The organism is Streptomyces agglomeratus (assembly GCF_001746415.1).
Lineage (GTDB): Bacteria > Actinomycetota > Actinomycetes > Streptomycetales > Streptomycetaceae > Streptomyces > Streptomyces agglomeratus.
On record NZ_MEHJ01000001.1, the window covers coordinates 3,494,798 to 3,515,828 of the forward strand.

Genomic DNA, 21,031 nt, shown 5'->3' on the forward strand with positions numbered 1-21,031 from the left:
GAGGGCGCCGGGCGGCGGTCGCGCGGATGGGACAGGCCGTACGGTCAGCGGACGAAGACTCCCGCCTGGCCGGCCAGATCAAGGAAGTACTGCGGCGCCACACCGAGCACCAGCGTCACCACGACGCCCGTCCCGATCGCCACCATCGTCAGCGGCGACGGCACGGCGACCGTCGGGCCCTCCGGCTTCGGCTCGCTGAAGAACATCAGGACGATCACCCGGATGTAGAAGAACGCGGCGATCGCGGACGAGATCACACCGACCACGACCAGCGCCCCGGCCCCGCCCTCGGCCGCCGCCTTGAAGACCGCGAACTTCCCCGCGAAGCCGGATGTCAGCGGGATTCCGGCGAAGGCCAGCAGGAACACCGCGAAGACGGCGGCCACCAGCGGCGAGCGCCGCCCCAGCCCCGCCCACTTCGACAGGTGCGTCGCCTCGCCGCCCGCGTCCCGCACCAGCGTGACCACGGCGAAGGCGCCGATCGTCACGAAGGAGTACGCCAGCAGGTAGAAGAGGACGGACGAGATGCCCGAGGGCCTGGTCGCGATCACACCGGCCAGGATGAATCCGGCGTGCGCGATCGACGAGTACGCCAGCAGCCGCTTGATGTCCGTCTGGGTGATCGCGACGATCGCGCCGCCCAGCATGGTGACGATCGCGATGGCCCACATCACCGGCCGCCAGTCCCACCGCAGGCCCGGCAGTACGACGTACAGCAGCCGCAGCATGGCGCCGAAGGCGGCCACCTTGGTCGCGGCGGCCATGAAGCCGGTGACCGGCGTCGGAGCGCCCTGGTAGACGTCCGGAGTCCACATGTGGAACGGGACCGCGCCGACCTTGAAGAGCAGACCCATCAGGATCATCGCGCCGCCGATCAGCAGCAGCGCGTCGTTGCCCATGGTGTCGGCCAGCGCCGGGTCGATCTGCTTGACCGTCCCGTCGACGACGCTCGCGATCCTGGCGTACGAGACCGAGCCCGCGTACCCGTACATCAGCGCGATGCCGAAGAGCAGGAACGCCGACGAGAAGGCGCCCAGCAGGAAGTACTTCACCGCGGCTTCCTGCGACATCAGCCGCTTGCGGCGGGCGACGGCGCACAGCAGGTACAGCGGGAGCGAGAAGACCTCCAGCGCCACGAAGAGCGTCAGCAGGTCGTTGGCCGCCGGGAAGACGAGCATTCCGGCCACCGCGAAGAGCATGAGCGGGAAGACCTCGGTGGTGGTGAACCCGGCCTTCACCGCCGCCTTCTCGCTCTCGCTGCCCGGTACGGACGCGGCCTGCGCGGCGAACGAGTCGACGCGGTTGCCGTGCGCGTCCGGGTCGAGCCTGCGCTCGGCGAACGTGAACACGGCGACCAGCGAGGCCAGCAGGATCGTGCCCTGGAGGAAGAGCGCCGGGCCGTCGACCGCGATGGCGCCCTCCGCCGCGATCTGCGCCTTCGTCGTGCCGTACCCGCCGGCCGCGAGCGCCACGACGGCCGCGAAGGCGGCGGTGACGGCGACGACCGACAGGAACAGCTGCGCGTAGTACCGGGCCCTGCGCGGCACGAAGGCTTCGAGGAGTACGCCGACGACGGCGGCGCCCACGACAATGAGCGTCGGCGACAGCTGGGCGTACTCGATGTGCGGGGCCGTGAAACCGCCCTCGGCGCTCGGCGCCGCGACCGTCGTCCACAGGCTGTGGACAGCTGATGCGCTCACTTGGCCGCCTCCGCCTCAATCTCGGGGGTGGGGTCCGTCTTGCGGACGTCGGACATGGTGTGCTTCACGGCCGGGTTGACGACGTCCGTCAGCGGCTTGGGAAATACGCCGAGGAGCAGCAGCAGCGCGATCAGCGGGGCGACGACCACCAGCTCACGGGCCTTGAGGTCGGGCATGGCCCGCACCTCGGACCGCACGGGGCCGGTCATCGTCCGCTGGTAGAGGACGAGTGTGTAGAGCGCGGCGAGGACGATGCCGACCGTGGCGACGACCCCGGCCACCGGGTACGCCGCGAACGCCCCGACCAGTACCAGGAATTCACTGACGAACGGCGCGAGGCCCGGCAGCGAAAGTGTCGCCAGGCTGCCGACCAGAAACGTCCCGGCGAGCACCGGGGCGACCTTCTGCACCCCGCCGTAGTCGGCGATGAGCCGCGACCCGCGCCGGGTGATCAGGAAGCCGGCCACCAGCATCAGCGCGGCCGTCGAGATCCCGTGGTTGACCATGTAGAGCGTCGCGCCCGACTGGCCCTGGCTCGTCATCGCGAAGATGCCGAGCACGATGAAGCCGAAGTGCGAGATCGAGGCGTACGCGATCAGCCGCTTGATGTCTCGCTGGCCGACCGCCAGCAGGGCGCCGTAGATGATGCTGACCAGCGCCAGCACGATGATCACGGGCGTGGCCCACTTGCTGGCCTCCGGGAAGAGCTGGAGGCAGAAGCGCAGCATCGCGAAGGTGCCGACCTTGTCGACGACCGCCGTGATCAGCACGGCGACGGGGGCGGTCGCCTCACCCATGGCGTTGGGCAGCCAGGTGTGCAGCGGCCACAGCGGCGCCTTCACCGCGAACGCGAAGAAGAAGCCGAGGAAGAGCAGCCGCTCCGTGTTGGTCGCCATCTCCAGCTCGCCGCTCGCCCGCGCCTCGGCGATCTCGGCGAGCGAGAAGCTTCCGGCGACCACGTACAGCCCGACGACGGCGGCCAGCATGATGAGCCCGCCGGCCAGGTTGTAGAGGAGGAACTTCACGGCGGCGTACGAGCGCTGGGTGGCCGCCGCCGCGTCGGTGCCCGCGTGCGCCCGGTCCCCGAAGCCGCCGATGAGGAAGTACATCGGGATGAGCATGGCTTCGAAGAAGATGTAGAAGAGGAAGACGTCGGTGGCCTCGAAGGAGAGGATCACCATCGCTTCGACCATCAGGATCAGGGCGAAGAAGCCCTGGGTCGGGCGCCAGCGGGAGCTCTTGGTCTCCAGGGGGTCGGCGTCGTGCCAGCCCGCCAGGATGATGAAGGGGATCAGCAGCGCCGTGAGCGCGATCAGCGCGACGGCGATGCCGTCCACGCCCAGTTCGTACCTGACCCGAAGTCGGGGATCCAGGCGTGGGATTCGGTGAGCTGGTAGCGGTCGCCGCCGGGCTCGAAGCGGATGAACATGACGGCCGCCAGGACCAGCGTGGCGAGCGAGAACAGCAGCGCCAGCCACTTGGCGACCGTGCGGCGCGCGGCGGGCACGGCGGCGGTCAGGATCGCGCCGACCGCCGGGAGCACCGCCGTCGCTGTGAGCAGGGGAAAGGACATCGTGATCAGACCGCCCTCATCAGCAGGGTCGCGGCAATGAGGATCGCCGTACCACCGAACATCGAGACCGCGTACGAGCGGGCGTAGCCGTTCTGGAGCTTGCGCAGGCGGCCGGAGAGCCCGCCGACGGAGGCCGCCGTTCCGTTGACCACTCCGTCGACCAGGGTGTGGTCGACGTACACCAGCGAGCGGGTGAGGTGCTCGCCGCCGCGGACCAGGACCACGTGGTTGAAGTCGTCCTGGAGGAGGTCGCGCCGGGCGGCGCGGGTCAGCAGCGAGCCGCGCGGGGCGACGACCGGGACGGGCCCGCGTCCGTACTGGAGGTACGCGATGGCCACGCCGGCCAGCAGCACGGCGACCGTCATGCCCGTGATGACCGGGACGCTGATCGGCGGGTGCGGGTGCTCGAACTGCGTCACCGGCTCCAGCCAGTTGACGAACCGGTCGCCGATGCTGAAGAACCCTCCCGCGAAGACCGACCCGAAGGCGAGCACGATCATCGGGATCGTCATCGACTTGGGCGACTCGTGCGGATGGGGCATCTCGCCGGGCGTGACCTCGACACCGGGCTCGACGCCGGGCACCTTGTCCGGGTCGGGGGCGGGCTGCCAGCGCTTCTCGCCGAAGAACGTCAGGATCATCACGCGCGTCATGTAGTACGCCGTGATGCCCGCGCCCAGCAGCGTCACCGTGCCGAGGATCCAGCCCTGCGTGCCGCCCGAGGCGAAGGCCGCCTCGATGATCTTGTCCTTGGAGAAGAAGCCCGACAGTCCGGGGAAGCCGATGATGGCGAGGTAGCCGAGCCCGAACGTCACGAAGGTCACCGGCATGTACTTCCGCAGGCCGCCGTACTTCCTCATGTCGACCTCGTCGTTCATGCCGTGCATGACCGAACCGGCGCCGAGGAAGAGGCCCGCCTTGAAGAAGCCGTGCGTCACCAGGTGCATGATCGCGAAGGCGTAGCCGATGGGGCCGAGGCCCGCCGCGAGGATCATGTAGCCGATCTGCGACATCGTCGAGCCGGCCAGCGCCTTCTTGATGTCGTCCTTCGCGCAACCGACGATCGCACCGAAGAGGAGCGTGACCGCGCCGACCACCACGACCGCCGTCTGGGCGTCGGGAGCGGCGTTGAAGATCGCGCCGGACCGGGTGATGAGGTAGACGCCGGCGGTCACCATGGTGGCGGCGTGGATGAGGGCGGAGACCGGGGTCGGGCCCTCCATCGCGTCACCGAGCCACGACTGGAGCGGCACCTGCGCCGACTTGCCGCACGCGGCCAGCAGCAGCATCAGCCCGATGGCCGTCATCTTGCCCTCGGTCGCGTCCCCGGTCGCCCCGAGGACCGGCCCGAAGGCGAAGGTGCCGAAGGTGGTGAACATCAGCATGATGGCGATGGACAGGCCGATGTCACCGACGCGGTTGACGATGAACGCCTTCTTGGCCGCCGTCGCCGCGCTGGGCTTGTGCTGCCAGAAGCCGATGAGCAGGTACGACGCCAGGCCGACGCCCTCCCACCCGAAGTACAGCAGCAGGTAGTTGTCGGCGACGACCAGCAGGAGCATCGCCGCGAGGAAGAGGTTCAGGTAGCCGAAGAAGCGGCGCCGGCGCTCGTCGTGCTCCATGTAGCCGACCGAGTACAGGTGGATCAGCGTGCCCACACCCGTGATCAGCAGCACGAACGTCATCGACAGCTGGTCGAGCTGGAACGCGATGTCCCCCTGGAAGCCCTCCACGGGCACCCAGGTGTAGAGGTGCTGACGCATGGTCCGCGCCTCGACGTCGTATCCCAGCATCGCGCCGAACAGCACCACGCCGAGCACGAACGAGGCCGCCGCGAGCGCTGTGCCGATCCAGTGGCCGACACGGTCGAGCCGCCGCCCGCCGCACAGCAGGACCGCCGCTCCGAGCAAAGGCGCTGCGACGAGCAGCGCAATCAAGTTCTCCACGATTCTTGCGACCCCTTACAGCTTCATCAGGCTGGCGTCGTCGACCGAGGCCGAGTGGCGGGACCGGAACAGCGACACGATGATCGCCAGACCCACCACGACCTCCGCCGCGGCGACGACCATCGTGAAGAACGCGATGATCTGGCCGTCGAGATTGCCGTGCATCCGGGAGAAGGCGACGAACGCGAGGTTGCAGGCGTTGAGCATCAGCTCGACGCACATGAAGACGACGATCGCGTTCCGCCGGATCAGCACACCCGCGGCGCCGATGGTGAACAACAGCGCCGCGAGATACAGGTAGTTGACCGGATTCACTTGGCGACCTCCGATTCGTCCTGGTCCCGGCCGTTCTCCCGGCCGTTCTCCCGGCCGTTCTCGCGGCCGTTCTCGCGGCCGAGCCGCTCCTCGGAGCGCTGCTCCAGCGCCTTGAGGTCGGCCATCGCCTCGCTCGACACGTCGCGGATCTGACCGCGCCCGCGCAGCGTCTTGTTGACGGTGAGCTCGGACGGGGTGCCGTCCGGCAGCAGACCGGCGATGTCCACCGCGTTGTGCCGGGCGTACACACCGGGTGCGGGCAGCGGCGGCAGGTGCTTGCCGCGCACGCGCTCCTCGGACATCTCCCGCTGCGTCATGGCGCGCTCGGTGCGCTCGCGGTGCGTGAGCACCATCGCGCCGACGGTCGCCGTGATGAGCAGGGCGCCGGTGAGCTCGAAGGCGAAGACGTACTTGGTGAAGATGAGTTCGGCCAGGCCCTCGACGTTTCCGCCGCTCGCGGCGTTCGCCCGGCCCAGCCCGTTGAAGGTGGACAGCGATGCCTGTCCGATCCCGGCCATCAGCAGGATCCCGAACCCGAGGCCGCAGCCGGCGGCCAGCCAGCGCTGCCCCTTGAGGGTCTCCTTCAGGGAGTCGGCGGCCGTGACACCGACGAGCATGACCACGAAGAGGAACAGCATCATGATCGCGCCGGTGTAGACGACGATCTGGACGACACCGAGGAAGTACGCGCCGTTGGCGAGGTAGAAGACCGCCAGGACGATCATGGTCCCGGCCAGGCACAGCGCGCTGTGCACCGCCTTCTTCATCAGGATGGTGCACAGTGCCCCGACGACGGCGACCGTACCGAGCACCCAGAACTGCACGGCCTCGCCGGTCGAAGTGGCGGAGGCGGCGAGAGCGTTCATGCCCCGATCACCTTCTCCGTGGTCGGCTCGTCCTCACCGAAGGTCGACGCGGCCTCCTGGGGCCGCTCGCCCTTGCTGTGCGCCACCTGCCGCTCCGTGCCCGGCGCGGCCTCGGTCACCAGGCCCCGGTAGTAGTCCTGCTCGTCCATGCCGGGGAAGACCGAGTGCGGCGCCTCGACCATGCCCTCCTCCAGACCGGCGAGGAGCTGCTCCTTGGTGTAGATGAGCGACTCGCGGCTGCTGTCGGCCAGTTCGAACTCGTTCGTCATCGTCAGCGCGCGCGTGGGGCACGCCTCGATGCACAGGCCGCACAGGATGCACCGGGCGTAGTTGATCTGGTAGACGCGGCCGTACCGCTCACCCGGGGAGTAACGCTCCTCCTCGGTGTTCTCCGCGCCCTCCACATAGATCGCGTCGGCCGGACAGGCCCAGGCGCACAGCTCGCACCCGATGCACTTCTCCAGACCGTCCGGATGGCGGTTGAGCTGGTGCCGGCCGTGGAAGCGCGGCGCCGTCGTCTTCTGCTGCTCCGGGTACTGCTCGGTCAGCCGCTTCTTGAACATGGCCTTGAAGGTCACGCCGAAGCCGGCCACCGGGTTCTGCCAGGGCGTCCGGGGGGCTTCCCCCGGCTTTGGGGTGTCAGGCATCGTCGGCCTCCTTACCGTCACTCTTAGTGTCCGGCCCACCACTGACAATCAGCTCGCGCTCGTGGCGCGGTCGCCTGCGGGGCACGGGTGGCAACTCCTGGCCGGGCAGCGGGGGCACCGGGAATCCGCCCGCCATCGGGTCGAAAGCGGGTGGTTCCTCCCCGTCCCGCGCCGCCTTCTCCTTCTCCTTCTTGTCGCGGAAGATGTCGGCGACGAAGGACAGGAGCAGGATCGCGACGATCGCCCCGGCGACGTAGAGCACGATGTTCTGGAATTCCACGTTCTCGTTACGCATCGCGCGCACCGTGGCGACCAGCATCAGCCAGACCACCGAGACCGGGATCAGGACCTTCCAGCCGAGCTTCATCAGCTGGTCGTAGCGCACGCGCGGCAGCGTGCCGCGCAGCCAGATGAAGAAGAACAGCAGCAGCTGGACCTTGACGACGAACCAGAGCATCGGCCACCAGCCGTGGTTCGCGCCCTCCCAGAAGGTGCTGATCGGATACGGGGCCCGCCAGCCGCCCAGGAAGAGGGTGACCGAGACCGCCGAGACGGTGACCATGTTGACGTATTCCGCCAGCATGAACAGCGCGAACTTGATCGACGAGTACTCGGTGTTGAAGCCGCCGACCAGGTCGCCCTCGGACTCCGGCATGTCGAAGGGGGCGCGGTTCGTCTCGCCCACCATCGTGACGACGTAGATGATGAAGGACACCGGCAGCAGGATGATGAACCAGCGGTCCTGCTGCGCCTCGACGATCGCCGAGGTCGACATCGACCCGGAGTAGAGGAACACCGAGGCGAAGGCCGCGCCCATGGCGATCTCGTACGAGATCATCTGCGCGCAGGAGCGCAGGCCGCCGAGCAGCGGGTACGTCGACCCCGAGGACCAGCCCGCGAGCACGATGCCGTAGATACCGACCGAGGCGATCGCGAGGATGTAGAGCATCGCGATCGGCAGGTCGGTCAGCTGCATCGTGGTGCGCTGCCCGAAGATCGAGATCTCGTTGCCGGCCGGGCCGAACGGGATGACCGCGATGGCCATGAAGGCTGGGATCGCCGCGACGACCGGGGCAAGGATGTAAACCACCTTGTCCGCCCGCTTGACGATCACGTCCTCCTTGAGCATCAGCTTGACGCCGTCCGCGAGGGACTGGAGGAGGCCCCACGGACCGTGCCGGTTGGGGCCGATGCGCAGCTGCATCCAGGCGACGACCTTGCGCTCCCACACGATGGAGAAGAGCACGGTGATCATCAGGAAGGCGAAGCAGAAGACGGCCTTGACCGCGACGAGCCACCACGGGTCGCGCCCGAACATGGACAGGTCCTCGGCCGCGAGAAGCATCGTGTTCACGCGGTCACCTCCGGTACGTCGCTGGTGGCGGTGGCGGCGGCCGGGCCGATGCGGACGACCTGTCCGGGTACCGCGCCGGTGTCGGTGGCGACGCCGCCGCCCGTCGAGTTCAGCGGCAGCCACACGACGCGGTCGGGCATCGCCGTAACCTGGAGCGGCAGTTCGACCGTTCCGGCGGGGCCGGTGACGGCCAGCAGGTCGCCGTCCTTGACGCCGGTGCCCGCCGCGGTGGTGGCGGAGAGCCGGGCGACGGCCGCGTGCCGGGTGCCGGCGAGCGCCTCGTCGCCGTCCTGGAGCCGGCCCTGGTCGAGCAGCAGCCGGTGCCCCGCGAGCACGGCCTCGCCGGCGCCGGGACGCGGCAGCGGCTGGGCGGACTCGGCGGGGTCGGTGGCGTGCGCCCCGCCCCAGGCGCCGAGCCGGTCCATCTCGCGGCGTACGGCCCGTACGTCCGGCAGCGCGAAGTGCACGTCAAGGGCGTCGGCCAGCATGTGCAGGACCCGCGCGTCCTCGGGGGCGAGCGTGCGCGTCATCTGGTCGGGCTTGAGGGCCGCCTCGAACATGCGCGCCCTGCCCTCCCAGTTGAGGAAGGTGCCGGACTTCTCCGCGACGGCGGCGACCGGAAGGACGACGTCGGCCCGGTCCGTCACCTCGCTGGGCCGCAGCTCCAGGGAGACGATGAAACCGGCCTGGCCGAGGGCTTCGCGCGCGCGTACCGGGTCGGGGAGGTCCGCGACCTCGACGCCCGCCACGAGCAGCGCGGCGATCTCGCCGGTGGCCGCCGCCTCGATGATCTGGCCGGTGTCGCGCCCGTAACGGCTCGGCAGTTCGGCCACCCGCCAGACCGCCGCCACCTCGTCCCGCGCGCGCGGGTCGGTGGCCGGGCGGCCACCGGGCAGCAGCGCGGGCAACGCGCCCGCCTCGACGGCCCCGCGCTCACCGGCCCGGCGCGGGATCCACACCAGGGAGGCGCCGGTCGCGGTGGCGGCCCGGACAGCGGCCGTGTACGCGCCGGGCACGGCGGCCAGCCGCTCGCCGACGACGATCACCGCGCCGTCGGCGCGCAGCACCTCGGCGGCCACGAGCCCTTCGGCGTCGAGTCCCGTATTGCCCGCGATCGCGTCGAGCCACTCCGGTTCGGTGCCGGGCGCGGCGGGAAGCAGCGTGCCGCCCGCCTTCGTCAGGCCGCGGGTCGCGTGCGTCGCGACGGCGAACGTGCGCTGCCCGTGCTTGCGGTGGGCCTTGCGCAGCCGCAGGAAGACGCCGGGGGCCTCCTCCTCGGACTCGATGCCGGCGAGCAGTACGGCGGGCGCCTTCTCCAGCGCCCTGTACGTGACGCCGCTGCCGTCGAGGTCGCGTCCGCGTCCGGCGACCCGCGACGCCAGGAAGTCGGCCTCCTCGCCGCTGTGCACGCGCGCGCGGAAGTCGATGTCGTTGGTGTCCAGGGCGACGCGGGCGAACTTGGCGTAGGCGTACGCGTCCTCGACGGTGAGCCGGCCGCCGGTCAGGACACCGGCCCGCCCGCGCGCCGCCGAGAGCCCCCGGGCCGCCGCTTCGAGCGCCTCGGGCCAGCTCGCCGGCTCCAGTACGCCCGCCTCGTTGCGGACGAGCGGAGTGGTGAGCCGGTCGGGGCGCTGCGCGTAGCGGAAGCCGAAGCGCCCCTTGTCGCAGATCCACTCCTCGTTGACCTCGGGGTCGTCGGCCGCCATGCGCCGCATGACCTTGCCGCGCCGGTGGTCGGTGCGGGTCGCGCAGCCGCCCGCGCAGTGCTCGCAGACCGACGGCGAGGACACGAGGTCGAAGGGCCGCGACCGGAAGCGGTACGCCGCCGAGGTTAGCGCGCCCACCGGGCAGATCTGGATGGTGTTCCCGGAGAAGTACGACTGGAAGGGGTCACCCTCGCCGGTGCCGACCTGCTGGAGCGCGCCGCGCTCCAGCAGCTCGATCATCGGGTCGCCCGCGATCTGGTTGGAGAAGCGGGTGCAGCGCGCGCACAGCACGCACCGCTCGCGGTCCAGCAGCACCTGCGTGGAGATCGGGACGGGCTTCTCGAACGTCCGCTTCTTGCCTTCGAAGCGGGACTCCGCGTCGCCGTGGGACATCGCCTGGTTCTGGAGCGGGCACTCGCCGCCCTTGTCGCAGACCGGGCAGTCCAGCGGGTGGTTGATCAGCAGCAGTTCCATCACACCGCGCTGCGCCTTCTCGGCGACCGGCGAGGAGAGCTGGGACTTGACCACCATGCCGTCGGTGCAGGTGATGGTGCACGACGCCATGGGCTTGCGCTGGCCCTCCACCTCGACGATGCACTGGCGGCAGGCGCCGGCCGGGTCGAGGAGCGGGTGGTCGCAGAAGCGCGGGATCTCGATGCCGAGCAGTTCGGCGGCCCGGATGACCAGCGTCCCCTTGGGGACGGAGATCTCGATGCCGTCGATCGTCAGGGAGACGAGATCTTCGGGCGGGACCGCCGCCTCGCCGCCTCCGGAGGGAGCACTTGTCGTGACGGTCATGCGTTCACCTCCGTGGGGTGGGCGGGCTTGTCGGCCCAGACGGTCGACTTGGCCGGGTCGAAGGGGCAGCCCTTGCCGGTGATGTGCTGTTCGTACTCCGCCCGGAAGTACTTGAGCGACGAGAAGATCGGGGACGCGGCGCCGTCGCCGAGCGCGCAGAACGACTTGCCGTTGATGTTGTCGGCGATGTCGTTCAGCTTGTCGAGATCGCTCATGCGGCCCTTGCCGGCCTCGATGTCACGCAGCAGCTGCACGAGCCAGTACGTCCCTTCGCGGCAGGGCGTGCACTTGCCGCAGGACTCGTGGGCGTAGAACTCGGTCCAGCGGGTCACCGCCCGCACCACGCACGTCGTCTCGTCGAAGCACTGAAGCGCCTTGGTGCCGAGCATCGAGCCCGCCGCGCCGACGCCCTCGTAGTCGAGGGGTACGTCGAGGTGCTCGTCGGTGAACATCGGCGTCGAGGAGCCGCCGGGGGTCCAGAACTTCAGCCGGTGTCCGGCGCGGATGCCGCCGCTCATGTCGAGCAGCTGGCGCAGCGTGATGCCGAGCGGGGCCTCGTACTGGCCGGGGCTGGTGACGTGGCCGCTCAGCGAGTACAGCGTGAAGCCCGGGGACTTCTCGCTGCCCATCGAGCGGAACCAGTCCTTGCCCTTGTTCAGGATCGCGGGAACGGACGCGATGGACTCGACGTTGTTGACAACAGTCGGACACGCGTAAAGACCCGCGACGGCAGGGAAGGGGGGACGCAGCCGGGGCTGGCCGCGCCGGCCTTCGAGCGAGTCGAGCAGCGCGGTCTCCTCACCGCAGATGTACGCGCCGGCGCCCGCGTGCACGGTCAGTTCGAGGTCGAGACCGCTGCCGAGGATGTTCTCGCCGAGGAAGCCCGCCGCGTATGCCTCCCGTACGGCCTCGTGCAGCCTGCGCAGTACGGGGACGACTTCGCCGCGCAGGTAGATGAACGCGTGGCTCGACCGGATCGCGTAACAGGCGATCACGATGCCCTCGATGAGGGAATGCGGGTTCGCGAAGAGGAGCGGGATGTCCTTGCAGGTCCCCGGCTCCGACTCGTCGGCGTTGACCACGAGATAGTGCGGCTTGCCGTCGCCCTGCGGGATGAACTGCCACTTCATGCCGGTGGGGAAGCCGGCGCCGCCGCGGCCGCGCAGACCGGAGTCCTTGACGTACGCGATGAGGTCGTCCGGCGACATGGCGAGGGCCTTGCGCAGGCCCTCGTACCCCTCGTGCCGCCGGTAGGTGTCCAGGGTCCAGGACTCGGGCTCGTCCCAGAACGCCGACAGGACGGGTGAGAGCAGCTTTTCCGGGCTGGTCTCGTTGATCTCGGCTGCCAAGGTCATCACTCCCCCTCCTCGGTTTCCGGTCCGGCCGGGTGAGCGGGGTCGGACGCCGAGGTCTGCTGCGGAGCGTCGTGCGAGCTGAGGTGCTCGGACGGCGAAGGATCGTGCGGCGGCCCGTCCTGCTGCTGGGCCTCTCCGCGCGGGTGGACCACGCGGTGCTGCGGCGCCTCGCCCTTGGCGAGCTTGAGGCCGATGAGCGAGGCGGGCCCGGCGCCGCCGGTCGCCCCCACGGCGCCGGGGCGCTCGTCGGGGAAGCCGGCCAGGATCCGGGCGGTCTCCTTGTACGTGCACAGCGGCGCGCCGCGGGTGGGCCGCACGGGCCGCCCTTCCCGCAGGTCGTCGACGAGACGCTTGGCGGACTCGGGCGTCTGGTCGTCGAAGAACTCCCAGTTGACCATCACCACGGGCGCGAAGTCGCAGGCCGCGTTGCACTCGATGTGTTCGAGGGTGACCTTGCCGTCCTCGGTCGTCTCGTTGTTGCCGACGCCGAGGTGCTGCTTCAGCTCGTCGAAGATGGCGTCGCCGCCCATCACCGCGCACAGCGTGTTGGTGCAGACGCCCACCTGGTAGTCGCCGCCCGGCTTGCGCCGGTACATCGAGTAGAAGGTGGAGACCGCGGTGACCTCGGCGGTGGTCAGGCCGAGCGTCTCGGCGCAGAACCGGACGCCGGTGCGGGTGACGTACCCCTCCTGCGACTGCACGAGGTGCAGCAGCGGCAGCAGGGCGGACCTGCTGTCGGGGTAGCGGGCGACAACCTCCTTGGCGTCCGCGTCGAGCCGGGCGCGTACGTCGGCCGGGTAGTCGGGAGCGGGGAGCTGCGGCATCCCCAGGCTCACCTCTTGATTCGCTGGTGTGGCGGTCACCGGTCGACGCCTCCCATCACGGGGTCGATGGACGCGACGGCGACGATGACGTCGGCGACCTGGCCGCCTTCGCACATCGCCGCCATGGCCTGGAGGTTGGTGAAGGACGGGTCGCGGAAGTGGACCCGGTAGGGGCGGGTGCCTCCGTCGGAGACGACGTGCACGCCGAGTTCGCCCCGGGGCGACTCGACGGTGACGTACGCCTGGCCGGGCGGGACCCGGAAGCCTTCGGTCACCAGCTTGAAGTGGTGGATCAGGGCCTCCATGGAGGTGCCCATGATCTTCTTGATGTGGTCGAGCGAGTTGCCGAGTCCGTCGGGCCCGAGCGCGAGCTGCGCGGGCCAGGCGATCTTCTTGTCGGCGACCATCACCGGGCCGGGCTCGCGGAGCCGGTCCAGGCACTGTTCGACGATCCGCAGCGACTGCCGCATCTCTTCGAGCCTGATCAGGAAGCGGCCGTAGGAGTCGCAGGTGTCGGCGGTCGCCACCTCGAAGTCGTACGTGTCGTATCCGCAGTAGGGGTCGCTCTTGCGCACGTCGTGCGGCAGGCCCGCCGAGCGCAGGACCGGGCCGGTCGCGCCGAGCGCCATGCAGCCGGTCAGGTCGAGGTATCCGACGTCCTGCATGCGGGCCTTGAAGATCGGGTTGCCGGTGGCGAGCTTGTCGTACTCCGGCAGGTTCTTCTTCATGGTCTTCACGAGCTCGCGGAGCTGGTCCATCGCACCGGGGGGCAGGTCCTGGGCGAGGCCGCCGGGCCGGATGAACGCGTGGTTCATGCGCAGACCGGTGATCAGCTCGAAGGCATCGAGAATCAGTTCACGATCACGGAAGCCGTAGATCATGATCGTGGTGGCGCCCAGCTCCATGCCGCCGGTGGCGATGCACACCAGGTGCGAGGAGATCCGGTTGAGCTCCATCAGCATCACGCGGATGATGCTCGCCCGGTCCGGGATCTGCTCCTCGATGCCGAGCAGCTTCTCGACGCCCAGGCAGTACGCCGTCTCGTTGAAGAACGGCGTCAGGTAGTCCATGCGCGTGACGAAGGTGGTGCCCTGCGTCCAGTTCCGGTATTCGGTGTTCTTCTCGATGCCGGTGTGCAGGTAGCCGATACCGCAGCGGGCCTCGGTGACCGTCTCGCCGTCGATTTCGAGGATGAGCCGGAGCACGCCGTGCGTCGACGGGTGCTGCGGGCCCATGTTGACGACGATGCGCTCGTCGTCGGCCTTGGTCGCCGCCTGGACGACCTCGTCCCAGTCGCCGCCGGTGACTGTATATACGGGACCTTCGGTGGTCTCGCGCGCTGATGCGGGTGGGGTGGTCACGAGTACGACCTCCGCTGGTCCGGAGCGGGAATCTGGGCGCCCTTGTACTCGACGGGGATGCCGCCGAGGGGGTAGTCCTTGCGCTGCGGGAAGCCCTGCCAGTCGTCCGGCATCATGATCCGGGTGAGGGCGGGGTGCCCGTCGAAGACGAGGCCGAAGAAGTCGTACGTCTCGCGCTCGTGCCAGTCGTTGGTCGGGTAGACCGAGACCAGCGAGGGCACGTGGCGGTCGCTGTCCGGGGCGCTCACTTCGAGCCGGATCAGCCGGCCGTGGGTGAGCGAGCGCAGGTGGTAGACCGCGTGCAGTTCGCGGCCCTTGTCCTCCGGATAGTGGACGCCGCTGACGCCCGTACACAGCTCGAAGCGCAGGGCCGGGTCGTCGCGCAGCGTCCGCGCGACCTGCACCAGGTGCTCGCGGGCGATGTGGAAGGTGAGCTCGCCGCGGTCGACGACCGTCTTCTCGATGGCGTTCTCCGGGACGAGACCCTGCTCCTCCAGTGCGCCTTCGAGCTCGTCGGCGACCTCGTCGAACCAGCCGCCGTACGGGCGCGAGGTGGCGCCCGGCAGCGAGACGACGCGTACGAGCCCGCCGTAGCCGGTCGTGTCGCCGCCGTTCTTCGCGCCGAACATCCCCCGGCGCACGCCGATGATCTCGCCGGTGTCGTCGCGCTGGGCGGGGACGCCGTTGTTCCCGGGGGCTTCGTTGTTCTGCTCGCTCACCGCAGCAGCCCCTTCATCTCAATGGTGGGGAGCGCCTTGAGGGCCGCCTCCTCCGCCTCGCGGGCCGCCTCTTCCTGGTTCACGCCGAGCTTGGAGTTCTGAATCTTGTGGTGGAGCTTCAGAATCGCGTCGATCAGCATCTCGGGGCGGGGCGGGCAGCCGGGCAAATAGATATCAACAGGAACAATGTGATCAACACCCTGCACAATTGCGTAATTGTTGAACATTCCGCCTGAAGAGGCGCACACGCCCATGGAGATGACCCATTTGGGGTTCGGCATCTGGTCATAGACCTGCCGCAGCACCGGCGCCATCTTCTGGCTGACCCGTCCCGCCACGATCATGAGGTCCGCCTGCCGCGGCGAACCGCGGAAGACCTCCATGCCGAAGCGGGCCAGGTCGTACCGGCCGGCGCCCGTCGTCATCATCTCGATGGCGCAGCAGGCGAGGCCGAAGGTCGCGGGGAAGACGGAGGACTTCCGCACCCAGCCCGCGGCCTGTTCGACGGTGGTCAGCAGAAAGCCGCTGGGCAGCTTCTCTTCGAGTCCCATTGGTGACCCCTCAGCCCCTCAGTCCCATTCCAGGCCGCCGCGCCGCCATACGTACGCGTAGGCAACGAAGACGGTGAGCACGAAGAGCAGCATCTCGACGAGCCCGAAAAGCCCCAGGGCGTCGAAGGAGACGGCCCAGGGGTAGAGGAAGACGATCTCGATGTCGAAGACGATGAAGAGCATCGCCGTCAGGTAGTACTTGATGGGGAAGCGGCCGCCACCGGCGGGTGTGGGCGTCGGTTCGATGCCGCACTCGTACGCTTCAAGCTTTGCCCGGTTGTAGCGCTTTGGGCCGATAAGCGTGGCCATGACCACGGAGAAGATCGCAAACCCAGCCCCGAGGGCGCCGAGCACGAGGATGGGCGCGTAGGCATTCACGCTCCTCGCTCCTTCCAGTCGTCCTTGACCGTTGGACCGCACCCCGGGCCTGCGTCTGACGCCGCCCCGGCGATCTTCGCCACGCGAAGATCACGTATATGTGAGGCAGTTCACAAGCCCGGCTGCTTCGCATCTTATGCCTGCCGGTCTGTGATCTGCGACACGGGTTGCGACAACGTCTTTGTGATCTCCACCACCAGACGAACGATCACCAAGGCGACTGTGCGGCGATCTTCATACGCGAAGTGCACGAGTGGCTACCAGACGTGACAAACGATGGTGTTACCGCTGGTCGCAAGGGGTGTGCGCTATCAAGCGATGGCACCTACAGGCAAACTCGCACGGGGAGGCCCGTGAGTGATATGGGAATGCCGCCTCATCACTGCGGGGGAGCCCGGCGGACGAATGTGGACGCGTGCGCGCGTTCACGAGCCGACGAGGCCGCAAAGGGTTGCCGATCTGTGACCTGTGCCACTCGGCCGGGGGCTCCACAAAAGCGGGCTTGGCCAATGGTGTGAACGGATGGTAGGCGCCGGGCAATTGGGACGTAATGCGGAAAGCCCATGATCACAGGCATGATCACCGATGCCCGTATTGCCCGTTACGGCGTCAATAAAGCCCGGCAGAAGCCGGATTCAAGCCGTCAGAGCGCAACTGTGGCGCAGCACACGTTTCTTGAAGGGAACCGCGAACGCCTGATAGCGGTTGTCCCATGTCCCTCACCGCTCACATACCCAGCCACCGGAAACCCCGTCGTAGCGCCTCCAAGGTCGCGCTCCGTGCCGGAGTTGCCGGTGGCGTCCTCAGCACCATCGCGGTGGCGGGTGCTGCCGGGCCGGCGAATGCCGAGCCGGTGACCGCCACCATCGAAATGCCCACCCTCACCGCGGACCTGGCGAACACCGTCGCCGTCTCCGCCGAGGCCACCCAGCAGGTCGCGCACGCCTACGACCTCCAGGCCCAGCAGGACGAAGCCGCCGCGAAGGCCGCGAAGGCCGCCAAGAAGGACAAGGCGGAGGCCGAGCGCAAGGCCGAGGCCGAGGCCAAGCGGAAGGCCGAAGAGGCCGCCAAGAAGAAGGCCGCTGAGGAAGCGGCCGAGAAGGCGGCCGCGGAAGAGCGCGCCTCGCGTTCCTCGGAGCGTACGACGCTCAGCGCCTCCGCGGACACGTCAACCGGTGCGTCCGCGTCCGTCGGCTCCTCGGCGTCCACCGGGAGCGGCAACGCCGCGACCGTCGTCGCCTTCCTCAAGGCGCAGCTCGGCGACGCGTACGTCATGGGTGCCTCCGGCCCCAACGCCTGGGACTGCTCCAGCCTCGTGCAGGCCGCGTACAAGACCGTGGGCATCGACCTTCCGCGGGTCTCGCAGGACCAGTCGGTGGCCGGGACCCAGGTGGGCACGTCCAACCTCCAGGTCGGGGACATCCTTTACTGGGGCGGCGCCGGATCGGCGTACCACGTGGGCGTCTACATCGGTGACGGCCAGTACCTCGACGCCGCCAACCCGAGCAAGGGCGTCGTCATTCAGGACCTTTCGGGCTACCCCGCGAGCGGTGCGGTCCGGGTGCTCTGAGTTTCTTTCCGTACGACGGAGGGCCGTCGTTCCCACGCCCGGGAACGACGGCCCTCCGTCGTGCGTTCACTGGACGACCGCCCACGCTCACCCCTTGCGGAACAACTCAACAAGGCGCGCATAGCTGTCCGAGCCGTTCCCGCCGACGACCGCCCGCTCGATCAGCGCCTGCGACAGCTCGGGCAGCCGCCCGTCGATGCCCCGGTCCCTCCCCGCGTGGACCAGGTGCCCGATCGCCGCGCGGTGTACGTCGAGTGTGGCGTCGTCGCCCGGGTAGTGGCCGGCGTCCACCTGCTCGGCGTACGCCCCCATGAAACCCGTCACCGCGCCGGTCAGCCAGCGGACCGCGACCGGGGTGAAGGCCGTCGCCGCCACGCCGTCGGCGCCCGCCAGGGCCGTGGCGTGCAGCCAGCCGCTCAGCGTCGCCCACATGACGCCGAGCAGCGCGACGTCGTAGAGCGCGGCTACGCCCGGGTCCTCGCCGAGGTCGACGGGTTCGCCCAGCGCGGCCAGGGTCTCGCGGTGGACCGCGAAGGCTGCGGGCGAGCCGCTGTAGAGGAACATGCTCGCCGGACTGCCGACGCCGGGCGGCGTCGACATGATGGCGCCGTCGAGGTAGCCGAAGCCGTGTCCGGCGGCCCAGGCGGCCGTCTCCCTGGCCTGCTCGGGCGAGCCGGAGGTGAGGTTGACGACCGTACGGCCGGCGAGCGATCCGGTCACCGGCTCCAGGAGCGCGCGTACGGCGTCGTAGTCGAGTACGCAGACGAGTACGAGTCCGGCGGCCGAGACTGCCTCGCCGGGCGTGGCCGCGAGCGTGGCGCCCCGCGCGACCAGCGGCCCGGCCTTCGCCGGGGTGCGGTTCCACACCGTCGTGTTGTGTCCGGCGGCGAGGAGGGCGTCCGCGAGGGCCGTACCCATCTGTCCGAGACCGAGGACCGTGACGTCTTCGCGGTTCATAAGCAAATCCCCCAATTGTGCGGTGTGCGTGGTTTCTTGGCGAGATCAACCCTCGCAGTGACCACCGCCCGCCGACAGTGGCAGGACTGCCCGTCTCCGCAAAATTCCTGCCACCCCTGTCGTACGCTCGTGCGCATGCACACCGTCGCCGTGGCCGTGGTCGAGGAATCCGGCATTCCGCTCTGGGAGCTGTACGAACTGTCGATCGCCTGCACGGTCTTCGGCATCAGGCACGCGGACCTCGCAGACCCCTGGTACGACCTGCGCCTGTGCGGCATGAAGAAAGCAGCCCCCGCCCCGGGCTTCTCCGTCAGCACACCGCACGGGCTCGACGCGCTCGCCGGGGCGGACACCGTGATCGTGCCGTCGGTCCCCGAAGCGTGCGCCGAGGGCGGTGAGGACGTACCGGCCGAACTCGTCGAAGCGCTGCGAGCGGCCGCCGACTCGGGGGCGCGGATGGTGTCGCTGTGCACCGGCGCCTTCGCGCTCGCCGCCGCCGGGCTGCTCGACGGCCGCCGCGCCACCGCCCACTGGCAGCACACAGCGGCGCTCGCCGCGCGCCACCCCGAGGTCCTGGTCGACGACTCGGTCCTCTACACCGACGACGGCAACGTCCTCACCAGCGCGGGCGCCACCGCCGCCCTCGACCTCTGCCTGCACCTGGTCCGGTGCGATCTGGGCGCCCAGGTCGCGAACCAACTGGCCCGGCGCCTGGTCGTGCCCGCCCACCGCACGGGCGGGCAGGCCCAGTTCATCGACCAGCCCGTGCCGCAGACCGACGACGACAGTCTGGGCCCGGCGCTCCAGTGGGCAACGTCCCGTCTCCACGAGCCGCTCACCGTCGAGGACATGGCCCGCCGGGCCCGCATGAGCCCGCGCACGTTCTACCGGCGCCTCCAGCAGTCGACCGGCACGACCCCGCTCCAGTGGCTGCTGGCCCGCCGCCTGTCCCGCGCGCAGTCGCTCCTCGAAACGACCGCCCTCCCGATCGACCGCGTCAGCGAGGAATGCGGACTCGGTACGGCGGCGAACCTCCGCCGCCACTTCACGCAGCACATCGGGGTCTCCCCCAGCGACTACCGCCGCAATTTCGCCGGTCACCGCACGGGCGGGCACCGCACGGCCGGAGAGCGAGAGCTCCTGGTCAGTCGAGCACCTTGAGGTCGGGGAGGTGTCCGGTCTGTACGACGACGGCGGCGACGTCGCCGGACTCCGACCTCCCCACCCAGACGGCATACGTGCCGTCTCCGTCGGTGCAGAACGACAACAGGTCGGCGGAGAGCGCCTCCTCCGTCGTGCGCAGGAAGCCGTTACCCAGCTCCTCCGCTTCGACGGCCCGCTGCCCGGCCGCCTGCCGGAAGGGCTCGGAGAGGGGCTGCCAGGCGGCGCCGTCCGCGAAGCTTCCGGCGGCGACGTCCGTACTGAACCCATAGGCGTGGCCGTCCGGCAGGACCCTGAGGTCGTCCTCCGGGGCGAGCCCCATCTCCCACTCGGCCACCGGTTCGTCGCTCACGCGCAGCCGGACGGCCGGTGTGTCCTCATGCTCGACGTGCGCGCCCATGAACTCGTACGCGCAGTGGGTCCAGGCACTTTCCACGACGTACTCACCGGCCGGGACCCCGACGGTCAGTTCGCGCCCGTCACCGGTCCACGGGCAGTCGACGACGAGGCGCCCGCTGGGTACGCGTACGGTCCCCACCGGGCGGACGTCGAGGACCGTCATCGGTTCGAAACTCGTCCACAGCCGGGTCCCCGGCCGGAACAGCGCGTCCAGGTGGAGCGGCCGGGCGGGCCGGGGCGGGAGCCACGGCTCCGCCTTCTTGCCGGCCCGGCCTTCCGTCAGCGGTGCCGCGTCGCCCTCGAAGACCAACGGCAACCCGTCGAACCCCTGCTTGCCGGCGGTGAACGGCTCCCACTCCCCGAACGCGGGCCGGGCCCGCCAACGCTGCTCGTCCCCGATGGAGGGACGGGTGGAGAGGGAGCCTCCGGACCGGCCGGCTCTTGTCGTCCGGACCGCCCCGCCGTCGGCGAAGAGCTCCAGCGCGTCGACGCGGCAGCGGTCCTCGTCGAACTCCGCCGCGTCCGGCCCGTCGTACTGCCGGCTCTTCGTGTACCGGCGCAGCAGCCGGTCGCCGTCCAGCAGCCGCAGGTCGAACTCGTCGGTCCGCCGCCCCGGCTCGTCGTACCCCCACACCCCGAGGTAGTGGTCCTGCCACGACACCAGCCACACCTCGACCGGAGCCGCCCGCCCCGCCACCCGGAACACCACGACGTACGGCAGCCCGGCGCCGTCCCGCGCGGCGGCCCGCTCGCGGCTCATCGGTCCGCGCACCTCACACGCCGCGAAGTCCCATCCCTCCGCACAGGACACCGCTACAACCGCTCCCGACCCGCCCACCCCGTACCGCCTC

The 21,031-nt window shown here is 69.6% G+C and carries 17 protein-coding genes and 1 pseudogene; 2 read left to right on the forward strand and 16 right to left on the reverse strand.

From position 1 onward, the window contains the following. Positions 1-44: 44 nt before the first annotated feature. The 14 genes and pseudogenes from nuoN to AS594_RS15065 all read right to left on the reverse strand — a co-directional run bounded on the left by nuoN (position 45) and on the right by AS594_RS15065 (position 16,093). Entirely contained in the window at positions 45-1,700 is a 1,656-nt protein-coding gene (gene nuoN, locus AS594_RS15000) for an NADH-quinone oxidoreductase subunit NuoN (protein ID WP_069927515.1), read from the reverse strand. Beyond that, a pseudogene (locus AS594_RS15005) lies at positions 1,697-3,273 on the reverse strand (NADH-quinone oxidoreductase subunit M). The gene nuoN and the pseudogene AS594_RS15005 overlap by 4 nt, the downstream one beginning before the upstream one ends. 5 nt (positions 3,274-3,278) lie before the next feature. Further along, positions 3,279-5,219, reverse strand: a complete 1,941-nt coding sequence (gene nuoL / locus AS594_RS15010) for an NADH-quinone oxidoreductase subunit L (RefSeq protein WP_069932859.1) — start codon at positions 5,217-5,219, stop codon at positions 3,279-3,281. 15 nt (positions 5,220-5,234) lie between these two features. After that, positions 5,235-5,534, reverse strand: a complete 300-nt coding sequence (gene nuoK, locus AS594_RS15015) for an NADH-quinone oxidoreductase subunit NuoK (RefSeq protein ID WP_069927518.1) — start codon at positions 5,532-5,534, stop codon at positions 5,235-5,237. After that, on the reverse strand, positions 5,531-6,400 hold the full coding sequence (locus AS594_RS15020; RefSeq protein WP_069927519.1) for an NADH-quinone oxidoreductase subunit J: 870 nt from the start codon (positions 6,398-6,400) through the stop codon (positions 5,531-5,533). The genes nuoK and AS594_RS15020 overlap by 4 nt, the downstream gene beginning before the upstream one ends. After that, a complete protein-coding gene (gene nuoI / locus AS594_RS15025) occupies positions 6,397-7,047 on the reverse strand; it encodes an NADH-quinone oxidoreductase subunit NuoI (RefSeq protein ID WP_069927520.1) in 651 nt (216 codons plus the stop codon). Before nuoI ends, AS594_RS15020 begins: the two co-directional genes overlap by 4 nt. Then, complete coding sequence (nuoH, locus tag AS594_RS15030) at positions 7,040-8,392, reverse strand: NADH-quinone oxidoreductase subunit NuoH (protein WP_069933912.1); 1,353 nt, start codon at positions 8,390-8,392, stop codon at positions 7,040-7,042. Before nuoH ends, nuoI begins: the two co-directional genes overlap by 8 nt. 5 nt (positions 8,393-8,397) lie before the next feature. Continuing rightward, positions 8,398-10,905: an NADH-quinone oxidoreductase subunit G gene (locus AS594_RS15035; RefSeq protein WP_069927521.1), complete on the reverse strand. Its 2,508-nt coding sequence runs from the start codon at positions 10,903-10,905 to the stop codon at positions 8,398-8,400. After that, complete coding sequence (nuoF, locus tag AS594_RS15040; RefSeq protein WP_176733126.1) at positions 10,902-12,263, reverse strand: NADH-quinone oxidoreductase subunit NuoF; 1,362 nt, start codon at positions 12,261-12,263, stop codon at positions 10,902-10,904. The genes AS594_RS15035 and nuoF overlap by 4 nt, the downstream gene beginning before the upstream one ends. After that, positions 12,260-13,084, reverse strand: coding sequence for an NADH-quinone oxidoreductase subunit NuoE (gene nuoE, locus AS594_RS15045; RefSeq protein WP_420877787.1), 825 nt, complete (start codon positions 13,082-13,084; stop codon positions 12,260-12,262). The genes nuoF and nuoE overlap by 4 nt, the downstream gene beginning before the upstream one ends. A gap of 35 nt (positions 13,085-13,119) precedes the next feature. Further along, positions 13,120-14,445 (reverse strand): NADH-quinone oxidoreductase subunit D, encoded by a 1,326-nt coding sequence (locus tag AS594_RS15050; RefSeq protein WP_069927524.1) that lies wholly within the window; start codon positions 14,443-14,445, stop codon positions 13,120-13,122. Next, complete coding sequence (locus AS594_RS15055) at positions 14,442-15,164, reverse strand: NADH-quinone oxidoreductase subunit C (RefSeq protein ID WP_069927525.1); 723 nt, start codon at positions 15,162-15,164, stop codon at positions 14,442-14,444. The genes AS594_RS15050 and AS594_RS15055 overlap by 4 nt, the downstream gene beginning before the upstream one ends. Continuing rightward, positions 15,161-15,715 carry a NuoB/complex I 20 kDa subunit family protein gene (locus tag AS594_RS15060; RefSeq protein ID WP_069927526.1) on the reverse strand — a complete coding sequence of 185 codons (555 nt, stop codon included), beginning with the start codon at positions 15,713-15,715 and terminating at the stop codon, positions 15,161-15,163. The genes AS594_RS15055 and AS594_RS15060 overlap by 4 nt, the downstream gene beginning before the upstream one ends. An 18-nt stretch (positions 15,716-15,733) precedes the next feature. Then, the gene (locus AS594_RS15065) at positions 15,734-16,093 is read right to left on the reverse strand and encodes an NADH-quinone oxidoreductase subunit A (RefSeq protein ID WP_003956195.1); all 360 of its coding nucleotides are present in this window, start codon (positions 16,091-16,093) and stop codon (positions 15,734-15,736) included. A 712-nt stretch (positions 16,094-16,805) separates the two neighbouring features. Here AS594_RS15065 and AS594_RS15070 point away from each other — a divergent pair. Further along, positions 16,806-17,663: a C40 family peptidase gene (locus tag AS594_RS15070; RefSeq protein WP_069927527.1), complete on the forward strand. Its 858-nt coding sequence runs from the start codon at positions 16,806-16,808 to the stop codon at positions 17,661-17,663. 87 nt (positions 17,664-17,750) lie between these two features. Here the strand turns inward: AS594_RS15070 and AS594_RS15075 are convergent, their stop codons facing one another. After that, entirely contained in the window at positions 17,751-18,620 is an 870-nt protein-coding gene (locus AS594_RS15075) for an NAD(P)-dependent oxidoreductase (RefSeq protein WP_069927528.1), read from the reverse strand. A gap of 135 nt (positions 18,621-18,755) precedes the next feature. Between AS594_RS15075 and AS594_RS15080 the strand changes: the two genes are divergently transcribed. Further along, complete coding sequence (locus tag AS594_RS15080) at positions 18,756-19,781, forward strand: helix-turn-helix domain-containing protein (RefSeq protein ID WP_069927529.1); 1,026 nt, start codon at positions 18,756-18,758, stop codon at positions 19,779-19,781. Here AS594_RS15080 and AS594_RS15085 read toward each other — a convergent pair. Next, positions 19,765-20,940, reverse strand: a complete 1,176-nt coding sequence (locus AS594_RS15085; RefSeq protein ID WP_079144588.1) for a DUF4241 domain-containing protein — start codon at positions 20,938-20,940, stop codon at positions 19,765-19,767. The two genes, AS594_RS15080 and AS594_RS15085, sit on opposite strands and share 17 nt — an antisense overlap. Positions 20,941-21,031 lie beyond the last annotated feature (91 nt).

Coding starts and splice junctions, on each gene's coding strand:
- AS594_RS15020 (WP_069927519.1), bottom strand. CDS start 6,400: ATGAACGCTCTCGCCGCCTCCGCCACTTCGACCGGCGAGGCCGTGCAG.
- nuoI (WP_069927520.1), bottom strand. CDS start 7,047: ATGCCTGACACCCCAAAGCCGGGGGAAGCCCCCCGGACGCCCTGGCAG.
- nuoH (WP_069933912.1), bottom strand. CDS start 8,392: ATGCTTCTCGCGGCCGAGGACCTGTCCATGTTCGGGCGCGACCCGTGG.
- AS594_RS15035 (WP_069927521.1), bottom strand. CDS start 10,905: ATGACCGTCACGACAAGTGCTCCCTCCGGAGGCGGCGAGGCGGCGGTC.
- nuoE (WP_420877787.1), bottom strand. CDS start 13,084: ATGCCGCAGCTCCCCGCTCCCGACTACCCGGCCGACGTACGCGCCCGG.
- AS594_RS15060 (WP_069927526.1), bottom strand. CDS start 15,715: ATGGGACTCGAAGAGAAGCTGCCCAGCGGCTTTCTGCTGACCACCGTC.
- AS594_RS15070 (WP_069927527.1), top strand. CDS start 16,806: ATGTCCCTCACCGCTCACATACCCAGCCACCGGAAACCCCGTCGTAGC.
- AS594_RS15075 (WP_069927528.1), bottom strand. CDS start 18,620: ATGAACCGCGAAGACGTCACGGTCCTCGGTCTCGGACAGATGGGTACG.
- AS594_RS15080 (WP_069927529.1), top strand. CDS start 18,756: ATGCACACCGTCGCCGTGGCCGTGGTCGAGGAATCCGGCATTCCGCTC.
- AS594_RS15085 (WP_079144588.1), bottom strand. CDS start 20,940: ATGAGCCGCGAGCGGGCCGCCGCGCGGGACGGCGCCGGGCTGCCGTAC.